The sequence below is a fragment of the Chryseosolibacter indicum genome, assembly GCF_018598585.1.
In the GTDB taxonomy this organism is placed as follows: Bacteria; Bacteroidota; Bacteroidia; order Cytophagales; family Cyclobacteriaceae; genus Chryseosolibacter; species Chryseosolibacter indicus.
The window spans coordinates 19732-32271 of record NZ_JAHESD010000065.1; the positions used below are offsets into that span (position 1 = coordinate 19732).

Annotated in this window: 10 protein-coding genes; 6 read left to right on the top strand and 4 right to left on the bottom strand. The window is 38.9% G+C overall.

Features of this window, described 5'->3' with window-relative positions; all coding sequences use genetic code 11:
* Positions 1-5: 5 nt before the first annotated feature.
* Both KK060_RS20560 and KK060_RS20565 read right to left on the bottom strand, forming a co-directional pair.
* Positions 6-869: an N-acetylglucosamine kinase gene (locus tag KK060_RS20560; protein WP_254155764.1), complete on the bottom strand. Its 864-nt coding sequence runs from the start codon at positions 867-869 to the stop codon at positions 6-8.
* A 111-nt stretch (positions 870-980) separates the two neighbouring features.
* Positions 981-1616, bottom strand: coding sequence for a response regulator (locus KK060_RS20565; RefSeq protein ID WP_254155766.1), 636 nt, complete (start codon positions 1614-1616; stop codon positions 981-983).
* Between the two features lie 301 nt (positions 1617-1917).
* Between KK060_RS20565 and KK060_RS20570 the strand changes: the two genes are divergently transcribed.
* Complete coding sequence (locus tag KK060_RS20570) at positions 1918-3132, top strand: exo-beta-N-acetylmuramidase NamZ family protein (RefSeq protein ID WP_254155768.1); 1215 nt, start codon at positions 1918-1920, stop codon at positions 3130-3132.
* Positions 3133-3174: 42 nt separating this feature from the next.
* Here the strand turns inward: KK060_RS20570 and KK060_RS20575 are convergent, their stop codons facing one another.
* Positions 3175-4227 carry a metallophosphoesterase family protein gene (locus tag KK060_RS20575; protein WP_254155770.1) on the bottom strand — a complete coding sequence of 351 codons (1053 nt, stop codon included), beginning with the start codon at positions 4225-4227 and terminating at the stop codon, positions 3175-3177.
* 306 nt (positions 4228-4533) lie between these two features.
* Here KK060_RS20575 and KK060_RS20580 point away from each other — a divergent pair, with 306 nt between their 5' ends.
* From KK060_RS20580 to KK060_RS20600, 5 genes are all read left to right on the top strand, one after another.
* Positions 4534-5121: a TetR/AcrR family transcriptional regulator gene (locus KK060_RS20580; protein WP_254155771.1), complete on the top strand. Its 588-nt coding sequence runs from the start codon at positions 4534-4536 to the stop codon at positions 5119-5121.
* A gap of 244 nt (positions 5122-5365) precedes the next feature.
* Positions 5366-6007, top strand: coding sequence for a TetR/AcrR family transcriptional regulator (locus tag KK060_RS20585; RefSeq protein ID WP_254155773.1), 642 nt, complete (start codon positions 5366-5368; stop codon positions 6005-6007).
* Between the two features lie 6 nt (positions 6008-6013).
* The gene (locus KK060_RS20590) at positions 6014-7384 is read left to right on the top strand and encodes a TolC family protein (RefSeq protein ID WP_254155775.1); all 1371 of its coding nucleotides are present in this window, start codon (positions 6014-6016) and stop codon (positions 7382-7384) included.
* A gap of 17 nt (positions 7385-7401) precedes the next feature.
* Positions 7402-8463: an efflux RND transporter periplasmic adaptor subunit gene (locus tag KK060_RS20595; protein ID WP_254155777.1), complete on the top strand. Its 1062-nt coding sequence runs from the start codon at positions 7402-7404 to the stop codon at positions 8461-8463.
* A 26-nt stretch (positions 8464-8489) separates the two neighbouring features.
* Positions 8490-11621: an efflux RND transporter permease subunit gene (locus KK060_RS20600; protein ID WP_254155779.1), complete on the top strand. Its 3132-nt coding sequence runs from the start codon at positions 8490-8492 to the stop codon at positions 11619-11621.
* A gap of 364 nt (positions 11622-11985) precedes the next feature.
* Here KK060_RS20600 and KK060_RS20605 read toward each other — a convergent pair.
* On the bottom strand, positions 11986-12540 hold a 555-nt coding region (locus KK060_RS20605), incomplete at its 5' end, for a TolC family protein (RefSeq protein ID WP_254155781.1).

The following is a 12540-nucleotide window of genomic DNA, read 5'->3' on the forward strand; positions in this document are numbered from 1 at the left end:
AACAGTTAATTGTTATTCACTGGTACAGTTGTACAATGATACTTTACCAATCCATCCATAGGATGCTGCACGATCTGCTCAATAATAATTCCCATGTCCTCTGCTGTTTCCTGTAAGTAACCACTAAAATTATGAGCGACGGAACCAATGAAACTGACTTTTATCTGTTTTTTAATATGCGGATAACGCAACACGTAATAAAGAAAAAACTTACTGAAGTTTCCCAATATAATACTTCTTAATTCCGGCACCATAGAATATTTTAATAAGAACGGAGTAAATGAAGCTAAGAACTTGTTGGGAAGAGGCCTATTGTAAATACTGTCAAGTATCGTAGCCCGATCTAGTTGGTAAGTATGTTTGAAATCTTCAAGGATCTGCGAAGGGAGTTTTTCCTGTAACAGTAAAGCTAGTAAATCTTTACTCATTACGGTACCGCTACCCCAATCTGAAAATATGTAGCCTAATGAGGGCATAATATTAGCAATTTCACGACCATTGTATAGACATGAATTAGCACCTGTGCCAAGAATACATGCAATACCTTCTTCGTCTTGAAGCAAACTTCTTGCTGCACCTAAAATATCACCACAAACTTCAGCGGAAGTCTTAGCTGGGACAACTGCATCTATTGCGTCCCTCACCTGTATTGCCTTTACAGGTAAACCACAACCCGCTCCGTAGAAGAACACTCTTTCTACACCTTTTACCTGAGGTAAAACCTTTTGTTCAATGGTTGAAGCGATTTTTTCAGTAGTTAAAAAATAAGGATTAAGTCCTTCTGTAATTATAGTAGTTATAGTATTGCCTATATCATCCACTAATCTCCATTCCGTTTTTGTTGAGCCACTATCAGCTATTAAGAGCATAATACTAGTTTATTAGAAAACCTATCAAGAATCGATTCTATCCATCCAAATCAGACAAAGATTGGTTTTCTAATTATCGTAGGCATCCCGGAAAATGGTGATTTGGCAGAATCACTGAATTAACCGCTGTTTATAAGCATTATTAACCAATTCAGCGGTATTCTTAGCTTTCAATTTATAAAGAAGATTCTTTCGATGGGTTTCAACAGTATTTTTACTAATGAAAAGCTTGTCTGCTATCTCATGGGTTGTAAGACCTGATGCTATACATTCAAGTACTTCTTTTTCCCTATCCGACAATTTTTCTAGCATCTGCTCGCCGCTATGACTTTTCATAAAACTGTTGAGCAAAGTTTTACTGGCTTCCTCACTCAGATAATTGGAACCCGATTGTAATGAGGCAATTGCGCTAAGCAAACTTTCTTTTCCTGTATTCTTTAATACATACCCGCGCGCACCAGCCTTAAGAATGTCTGAAATGTAGTCCCGGTCATTATACATTGAGAGGCCAAGGATTTTAACAGATGGATGTTTTTTAGATAACTCTCTGGATGTTTGTATGCCATCCATTTGCGGCATGTTTATATCCATTATTACAATATCGACATCTTCATGAGAACATATTTCTAGAACTTCATATCCATTCTTCGCCTCCCCTACCACACACATATCTTTTTCCTCAACTAAAAGTGATTTAAGGCCGTCCACAAACATTTGATGATCATCAGCTATCAATACTTTAACCATAAAGCTTCGTTAGATGAGTTAATATAGTAAAAGATTTAAGACCAAAACATTAAAACCTTATGGAATCACAAATAGCCGCTCTTTATTTTTCTTTTTCGAAACTAAGCATATGTCATACAGTGCTAGTTCAGAAATTACTTTTTCCATATAACAATTTTTAAAAACGGTACTTTAAATCACTGTTTTTGGTGAGCAATAAAAAGAATGAGTATTTTAAATTTGATCTAAACTTGTTCACTACTCCTGGATTGATCTAACATAAAAGAATTATAATAAATATCTTTAAAACACCTCTCAGATAATGAAAACTATTATAACCTTCTCCCTCCTTCTTCTGGTATTTTTATTTTTCTCAGCACGTTTAAGGAGCAATGATAATCTATCCACTAGTACGGAAATTGTAACTGGAGCTGACCAGGTAGATCAATATATCGGTTATCTTAAAGGAAAGCGAGTTGGAATGGTGGTAAATCAGACATCGATTATAGGCAATACTTTAAGTGTAGATAGCCTTCTTTCCCTTGGAATTAATGTAACAACCATTTTTGGTCCAGAACATGGTTTTCGTGGTAATGCAAGTAACGGTGCATTTGTACAAGATGAGATAGACACAAAAACAGGCAAGCGGATTATTTCCCTCTACGGAAAGAAACGAAAACCTTCTAAAGAAGATCTTGATCTTATCGACGTGATGGTGTTCGATTTCCAGGATGTCGGCTGTAGGTTTTATACCAATATCAATACTTTGGCTGATGTAATGTCTGCCTGTGCGGAAAACGGAAAAGAGCTATTAATTCTAGATAGACCAAATCCCAATGGATATGTAGATGGCCCAGTGCTGGACATGTCGCTCACTTCTGCCATTGGAAAGTTTCCTATTCCTATAACCCATGGCATGACTATAGCAGAATTTGCGCTAATGCTTAATGGCGAAGGATGGCTTGAGAATAAACAGAAATGCAAACTAAAAATTATAAAAGTTGCAAACTACACGCATGATATGTCTTATACATTACCCGTGAAGCCTTCTCCAAACCTCAATACTCAGCAAGCAGTTCTGCTATACCCTTCGCTTTGTCTTTTTGAAGGCACTACGCTTAACCATGGAAGAGGTACCTATATGCCATTTGCAGTGCTTGGCAGTCCTGAACTCAAAGGAAAATATGATTTCTCATATATACCAAAAAGCATTCCCGGCATGAGTGAGAATCCCTTACATCAGGACAAAGCTTGCTATGGCATTGACCTTAGAAATTATGATACACACACGTTACATAAAAACGGAAAGATAAACCTACAATGGCTTTTCGAACTGTATAATGCTTATCCGGATAAACAACATTTTTTTAGCACAGTTCAGGGCACGCAAATGGGAAACTTTCATAAGTTAGCAGGCACTACTCTATTGAAAGAACAAATTGAAAAAGGGGTTCCTGAAGAAGAAATTAGAAAGAGCTGGGAGCCAGGACTCTCTAAATACAAAGAAATGAGGATGAAATATCTCTTATATCCTTAGTTGTAAAATAATACCAAGGATATAAGACTTGTTATTCAGATTCTATTTCACTATCTTCTGAGCTGCGCTTATTTCTTGTTCTCGAAGCTCTTCCTGCTGTTTCTCAAAAGCTTCGTATTCCGCTATTCGCTGGCGCTCAAGGCTATCTTCTGGCTCCAGGTGGTGTTGCCATTCAAAAATGCGCCGCTCCCAACGGAGGGTTTCTCCCGAAGTGTAAAATACCGTATATCCTGGCATAAATCCTTTCCAGTTACCTCCCCACCACGCCGCGCTTACTGATTGGCTTGTTATATACCATATACCTTTGTAGAAAAAATCTTCCGGCACATGACTGTGCCCCTGCAATACTGCCTTTACATTATGCCTTTCAATAATCTTCCTGAAGTTTACAGTATCTTCTACAACCATATGGCCAAAGGGATTAAACTTGGGATCACCATTCATTTGCCCAAGATGACAGAAGGCTGCAATATGAGTCATCACTACAGTAGGCATCTGCGAATGTTTGCCCAAATCAAATCGCAACCACTCTAACTGCTGCTCACCAAAAGCTCCCTTGTAAGTTATCCCATGTTCTCCTTCTACAGGATGAATGGAATCCATTACAACAAAATGCCAGCCTTTGTGATTGAAGCTGTAGTAGCTTTCTCGCATGCCAAGCTTGTCCATAATAAGTTTTTTACCTAAATCGGGATCATCTGTAGATACCTTTCTGCGCGAATGCCAGCCCAATACATCATGATTTCCAATAGAATTATAATAAGGCATTTTTAATTTATCAGACGCATTTTTATAAAGTTCAATCTGGTCGACAAACTCATCTTTAGCTGTATAATTCCCGTCAAACGCCAGATCTCCTCCCATTAAAACAAAATCAGCAGACCTATTATTCTTATTAACCGCGTCAATGCAAGCCTGATAACCAATATGTCCTTGCCTCTTTCTGCGTACATGCATATCAGTAAGGTGAAGGAACGAGAATCCATCTTTAGCAATCTCTCTCTCTGTCATCAAATCAACAGGCTTCAGCAGACCAAGGCTTACGCTTGCGAAGATCTTCTTTATTGCACTTCTTCTATGGCTAAAACTATTCATCTTTAAATTCAAATTAATATGAGGTAAATATCCGTTACTTAATAAAGTTTTTTGGTAAGACAAATGTTATGATAATACTAAATAATTCCATCACTGAAAACTGGTATTCACCGCGCATCCATTATCTCTTTTGGTACACTCAGTGGTACAAGTAGCAACAATTCAACCGTGCTCTACCGAATAATATAGATGAGCCTGTATCCTTAAGTTGGTAGTTTCAGCCTTCTAATTTTGATATACCAGATGATAAAATATCGGAGAAACATATTATCATTACGGGCGTTGGTATGTTTTGTCCTACTATTTATGGAAGATTCAAAAGTAAAAATTATCCTGGAGGCTGCAAAAAAGAGGTTTGCTCATTATGGACTTGCAAAAACGGCAATGAATGAAATTGCTAACGACATTGGAATGTCAAAGGCTTCCTTGTACTACTACTTTAAAGACAAAGATCAGATTTTCATAGCAGTAGTTGAACAGGACATCAACGAATTTGTAAAAGTCATTGAAGAAGTGGTTGAACGACCAAGCAAGGCCTCCTTTAAATTAAAAAAATATATCACGTTAAAGAATAATTTACTTATCAAGCTAATCAACCTTGCTAAGGTAGAAACATTTAATGCCGCAGATGTTTTTAATCCGGTATACGATGAATTAAAATTTAATTTTTTCACAAAAGAAAAAGTATTAATACAAAAAATCTTCGGACAAGGTATTGAGCAGAAGGAGTTCAATAAATTTCCTGTTGAGCAATATGCCGAACTTTTTTTAACGGTTACCGGAGGCTTGCGAACCATTGCTCTGGCAACACCTGGAGTAGCCCAAACCCAGGAAAGAGTGAATGAACAAACTGCACTCTTTTTAGACATCTTCCTAAAATCAATACGTCCGTAACTTATTGGCATGTGAAATTTCTACCCAATTGGACAAATAGTCAAATTGAGTCAGAAACCAAACATTTGACCTTTTCAGTAAATCGGTCAATAAAAAAGCTCTATTACAGCTCAAAAAAGCAACTTTTTAAATATTTATTGTAATTTTTTTTAAATTAGCAAGAACTTAATCCTAATCTTGCCGTTATGGAAACTAAGGAAACTTAAATTTATTGAAGAGTTTCCGTGGAATTAAAAGGCGGCTGATGAACGAGATTAGTATAAAGGAAAGGATATTGACAGAGGCGAGTGCGCTTTTTGCCAAGTTTGGATTAAGAAGTATTTCGATGGACGACATTGCTCGTCATCTTGGGATGTCTAAAAAGACTATATACCAGCATTTCTCAGATAAAGATGAGATCATTACGTTGAGCCTCAAGAGACACCTTGCTGGTGAACGTAACCATCTTATAACATTAAAGCGGGAAGCTGTAGATTCAGTTGACTTCCTCATAAAATTAAATCACTTCGTTTTAAAGTATACCAATCAAACTAATCCTGCTATTCTATTCGAACTACAAAAATATTATATGGAAGCCTATGAGCTTCTTGAAGAATTTGGACGAAACTTCCTGCTGCAAATCGTTTTTGAAAATCTGCAGGAAGGAGTTAACGAAGGCAATTTCAAACTGGAAAGTAATCTTGAAGTGATGGCCAGGATGAGGCTTCAGCAGTGCTCGATGCCCCTTGATGACAACCTTTTTCCTCGTACAACCTTCAAACCTGAAGAAGTCTCTTTTGCAATTCTCGATCATTTCATTTCAGGTATTGCAACAGAAAAAGGAAAGAAACTTTACCAGCGATACAGGGCAAAACTTGAAAAGAACTCATTTACTACGATTTTATAAATATCTATGAAACTTAAATTATTTGCATTTCTAATGACGGTAATCCTGGGCCTTACCAGCGTATATGCGCAGGAAGGTCCTGCACCATACTCGTTAAAACAGATTTTGGACATAGCTTTGAAAAACAATAACAGTATTATCAAAGCCAAATACGACTACGAAGAGGGTGCAGCTAAAACAAAACAGGTGAAATCAGCAGCGCTGCCGCAGGTTAATATTAATGCCGACCTTACTGACAATGTAATAAGACAGGCATTTGTATTCCCAAGAAGTCTCGGTGATCCTAACGCAAGCCCTGATGACTATATAGTGCTTCGTGCTGGTATGCAATACTCAACCAGTGTTACTGCACAGGCAACGCAGCAACTTTTTAATCAAAGTGTTCTCACTGGGATTAAAGCAGCAAAAGCAAGCGAAGAGTTTTATCGAAACAACATTGTAAGAACTGAAGAAGAAGTAATTCAGCAGACCTCTACCCTCTTCTACCAGGTTGCATCTTTGCAGGCACAGAGAGAAGTACTACAATCAAACTTTGATCAAACTAATAAGAACCTTAAAATAACCTCGGAGCGGTACGAAAACGGAATAGCCAGAAAGCTAGACGTTGATCGTCTAAAAGTCAGCTTAACAAATATTCAAACTCAGTTAAGAACAATTGACGACAACTACTCCAACATTCTCAATCAGTTAAAACTTTCTATAGGGCTAGATGTTAATACACCCATTGAAATTTCTGAGCCTTTGTTATCTGATTCTTCTACTTATCAGTTGAATTCAACACTCGTAGCAAACGACTGGAATTTCGAAAACAAGATCGAATACAAGCAGCTTTCAAACCAGATACGTCTTTACGATCTTGAACGGAAAAACTTTTCGGCGGGATATTTTCCGACGTTGTCTGCCTATGGAAACTATACTTATAATGGGCAAAGCAATAGCTTCTTTCTTTCATCAAGTGCCAACCCTATTTGGTTCGACATTGCTTCTATCGGTCTGAAACTGAGCGTTCCCGTATTCGATGGCTTTAACAAATCAGCCCACATCCAACAATCTAAAATACGTAGAATGAAAGTAGAACGCGATCTGGCATTTACAAAGCAACAATCCAACATGGAGTATTTAAATGCTTCTAAAAGCTTTGAAACAAGCTACGCAAGTTACCTGGCACAAAAGGAAAATGTTGCGCTTGCCAATAGTGTTTACGATGTAACACTTCAAAATTATAATGAAGGTGTAAGTCCACTGACAGATCTGCTTCAGGCAGAATCATCACGCATTGAAGCGCAAAGCCAACTCATTGAGTCGCTTTTGAAAGTGAAACAGGCGGAGATAGCCTTGCTTAAGGCTAAAGGAGAAATTAAAAATCTATTGAACTAATTACAATATTAATAAAAATGAAACGGACCATTATTACCATTATAATTGTTGCCATTGCCATCGCAGGAGCGGCTTTCGTTCTAACGAACAACAAGAAAAAGATGCAGGAGCAGACTGATCTTGCAAAAAAGGTAAATCCCACAACTCCTGTACAGGTCGCTGAAGTAAAAGAAGAAAATGTTGGCGGAACATTTACTGCTACCGGAACATTTGCTCCTTCCAAACAAACTGTTGTTGTAACCGAAGTTGCAGGCAAAGTATTACGCATATCTACAGATGAAGGTCAGTACGTAACCAAAGGACAGCTGCTGGCTAGAATCGAGTTTGCCACACTGGCAGCTGATCTACAGTCAGCAGAAGCAAATCTTCAAAAGCTTTCAACAGACAAAGCGCGTTATGAAAGACTCGTTAAGAGTGGTGGTGTAACACAAGCACAGCTCGATGATATTAACCTGAACTATGTAAATGCAGAAGCGAGAGCCATTGCAGCAAGAAAGAAACTTACTGATACATATATCAAAGCTCCGTTTGCAGGATTTGTAAACAAACGTTATGTAGAGGAAGGTGCGTACGTAGGTGCAGGAAAGGAAATGTTTGAAATTGTTGAGACAACAAAGCTTAAGATGATTGTAAATGTTTCAGAAAGCCAGGTATTGGCAGCCAACGAAGCGAAGAATGTTCGTGTTACCGCTGATGTTTATCCTGGAGCTGAGTACCCTGCTAAGGTAAAATTCATTGCAGCAAAAGCAGATGCTAACCTAAACTTTCCTGTTGAACTGGAAATCTCGAACATTAAAAATAAGCCTTTAAGAGCAGGTATGTACGGACGTGCGACCTTTGAGATGCCGAGCGGAAGAACAGGATTACTTATCCCCCGAGCTGCCCTTATTGGTAGTATAAATGATGCTCAGGTATATGTAGTAAACGGAGATTCTGTTCAACTTAAGAACATTGTAGCAGGAACACAATACGCAAATACGATTGAAGTAGTTGAAGGTTTATCCAAAGGGGATAAGGTAGTAACAAGTGGCCAGATCAATTTGGTGGACGGCGCTAAAGTTACAGTGTTAAATAAATAAGAGACAGGTATTCCTGAAATACAGATATGAAAATTACAGAAATTTCAATTAAACGGCCGTCGATCATACTTGTGCTGTTCATCATTCTCACCTTTTTGGGATTGAGCAGTTACAACAAGTTGAGCTACGAGCTGCTACCAAAATTTAGTTCGCCCATTGTTACCGTTCAGGCACTATATCCTGGTGCTTCTCCAAACGAAGTAGAGAATACCGTTACCAAGAAGCTGGAAGATGCAGTGTCGTCTATGGAAAACGTAGACAAGATAACAGCAACCTCATATGAAGGGTTATCCGTTGTCGTCGTTCAATTAAGAACGGAAGCAAATGTTGACCTTGCCTTACAGGATGCACAGCGAAAAGTAAACGCTATTCTTGCTGAATTACCAGAAGATGTTAAAAGTCCTTCGTTAGGTAAATTCTCGATTGATGATCTTCCCATTATGCGCATGGGGGTTTCTGCCAGCATGAATGCTACAGAACTATATGATCTTGTAGAACAACGTATACAACCTAACCTGGCAAAAATACCAGGCGTAGCCCAGACAAACCTTATCGGTGGTGAAGAGCGTGAAATTCGAGTTAACGTAGATAATGATAAACTTCAAGCATATAGATTGTCATTACCTCAATTGGTGAACCTCATTGAATCTTCAAATCTTGACTTCCCAACAGGAAAAATTAAGACACAGGAAGAACAGGTATTAATTCGTCTTGCAGGAAAATATGCCAACCTTGACGATCTCAGAAATCTTGTTGTTGCTTATGCACCTAATGGCGGGCCTGTTCGTCTCTCTGATGTAGCTGAAGTTCAAGATACTAAAAAAGAAACTGAGCTGGTAAACCGAATCGATTTACAAAATTCTATTGGTATCTCTATTCAGAAACAGTCAGACGCAAATGCTGTATCAGTAAGTGAGCTCGTAAGAAAAGAGTTATTGAGGTTAGAACAGATCTACGGAAAGGAGAACCTTAAATTCACCATTGCTCAAGATTCTTCGGAATATACACTTGATGCAGCTGATGCGGTCATTCACGATTTGATTTTAGCAGTAGTACTTGTGGCTGCAATTATGCTTTTGTTCCTTCACTCGCTCAGAAACTCTGTGATTGTGATGATCGCGATACCATTATCGTTGATTGCTACCTTTATTGGAATGTCATTGTTTGGGTTTACCCTCAACTTAATGTCATTACTGGGGCTTTCACTGGTGGTAGGTATCCTCGTAGATGATGCGATTGTTGTTATTGAAAATATCTACAGGCACATGGAGATGGGTAAAAGCAAAGTACAAGCCGCTTATGACGGGGTCAAAGAAATCGGTTTTACCGTTGTATCCATTACCCTGGTAATTGTGGTGGTGTTCCTTCCCATTGCGTTAACCACCGGGCTGATTTCAAACATCATGAGGCAATTCTCCCTTGTGGTCGTAATAGCAACACTACTCTCGCTGTTGGTGTCTTTTACAATGGTGCCCTATCTCTACTCAAGGTTTGGTAAGCTTGAACACATTTCAGCAAAGAATTTCTTCGGCAGAATTATCCTGGGCTTTGAAAAAGCACTCGATCGCTTTACTGTATGGATTCAGGGAATTCTTAAATGGGCCCTTGCTCACAGAGCTGTAACTATCATTGGTGCTGTGGCATTATTCTTTGCGTCAATAGCCTTAGTTGGTGGCGGTTTTATTGGGTCTGAATTCGTTTCTCAAGGTGATAGAGGTGAATTTATTCTTGTTCTCGAATATCCTAAGAAAACATCTGTAGAACAAAATAACATAATGACGAAGCAGATCGAAGAATTTGTGTCTTCAAAGCCAGAGGTTACTTCATTGTTCACATCAATTGGCCAGACAAGCGAAAGTGGTATGGGTAGTTCACAGGCAACTGCTTACAAGTCTGAGATCAACGTTAAACTTGTACCTGAAGACCAAAGGCAAGAGAGCTCCGCCATTTATGGTGCATTGTTAAAAAATGAAATCCTTCAGAAATTTCCCGGTGTAAAAGTGAAAGCTACCCCTATCTCTATATTGGGTTCTGCGGAACAGGCACCTATCCAGCTAATTGTTACTGGTCCAACGTATGATACAGTAATGCAATTTGCTAATAAACTGATGGACAGGGTAAAGAAAGTTGAAGGTACACAGGAAGTGAAGTTATCTGTAGAAAGCGGTAGCCCTGAAGTAGTGGTAACGACCGATCGCAGAAAGATGGCAGAGCTTGGCCTTGATCTTCAAAATGTAGGTGCCACCATGCAATATGCGTTCAGTGGCAATACAGATGCTAAATTTCGGCAGGGAGAATATGAATACGATATTAACGTTCGCTTTGATGAGTACGACAGAAGAAGTGTTGATGACATCAAGTCAATTACATTCCTTAACAAGTTTGGTCAAACCGTAAGATTAGATCAGTTTGCTGAAGTTAAAGAAAGCTCTGGTCCTTCAAGACTTGAACGCTATAACAGGATCACTTCTGTTAACGTTAACTCACAGTTACTTGGTCGTTCGTCAGGTGCTGTAGCTGCGGAGATCAAGACTATACTTGACACTATGGATAAGCCATCAGGTGTAGCAGTAACGTTTGGCGGAAACCAGGAGAACCAGGAAGAGTCGTTTGCATCCCTCGGATTTGCGTTCATGACTTCTATCCTATTGGTATACCTGATCATGGTGGCATTGTACAACAACTTCATCTATCCGTTTGTTGTATTGTTCTCCATCCCGCTTGCCATGATTGGTGCTTTATGGGCGCTGGCACTTACAGCAAATACCTTAAGTATATTTACAATACTGGGTATTATCATGCTGATAGGTCTCGTGGCCAAGAACGCTATCCTGGTAGTAGATTTTACTAATCATCTAAAAGAAAAGGGTATGCCTACCAACGAAGCATTGCTTGAAGCAACCAAAGAACGTTTGAGACCTGTTCTTATGACAACCATTGCCATGGTTGTAGGTATGTTACCTGTAGCACTTGCAACAGGTGCAGGAGCTGCTTGGAAAAACGGTTTGGCATGGTCTATCATTGGCGGTTTGATCAGTTCAACTTTCCTTACCCTTGTTGTGGTACCAGTGGTATACCAGCTTGTAGACCGTCTCATGGAGAAGACGGGCCTGGTCAACAAAGAGAAGGAAGTTCAATACACGCAATTCGAAGTTTAGTAGTTTACAAGTGTAAAATAGAGAAGAGTCCGTTGGTAGTGGACTCTTCTTGTTTTCAAGGCTTTCATTCCTTTCATATCAGCTGAATCAAAGTAACATCATCACGAGAAAGTGAATCAGCAGGTCAACAATATGCATTGCACTTAAATAGTGGTGCTTCAGTTACCAGATAGTTCACGAAGCAATAAGTATTAAGATACTTTAAGGTAATCCACCTTCTCATCTTTATACCAAATCCATAGTGAATTGTAAAAAGACAAAGCCTGTAAGTCATCCGACCTACAGGCTCTTGTTCTACTAACAGGTACAAGTCAGGTTAAAAACTCGTACTGATTTTAAAACTGTTGTTCGTACTAAATATGCACTACTTCCATCCGCCACCCAATGCCTGGTAAATATTTACCATTGCATTCATCTGCTCCTTCTTTGTTTCAATTAATTCAAACCTTGATTCTAGGGCATCCCGTTGTGTCATGAGCACTTCCATATAGTCTGCCCTCGCAGACTTGAAAAGACCCGTCGAAATATTTATAGATTGAGTAAGTGCATCAACCTGCTTCGATTTTAAATCATAACTTCTTTCGAGATTACTAATGTTCGACAACTGGTTTACTACTTCAATATAGGCATTAAGAATTGTTCGTTCGTAATTATACACTGCTTGTATCTGCCTGGATGAAGCAGAGTAATAATACGCCTTAATTGCATTTCTATTAACCAAAGGTGCGATAAGGTCCCCTGCCAAAGTATACAACATCGACTCAGGTGTTGTTAACAAATATTTCGGATCAAAAGCCTGGTATCCGACCCCTGCCGTAATTCTTAAAGAAGGATAAAAGTTTGCCTTGGCAACCTTTATGTCCAGCTTCGCTGCTGCAAGATCAAGCTCTACCTGTTTTATATCAGGACGAATTTGCAA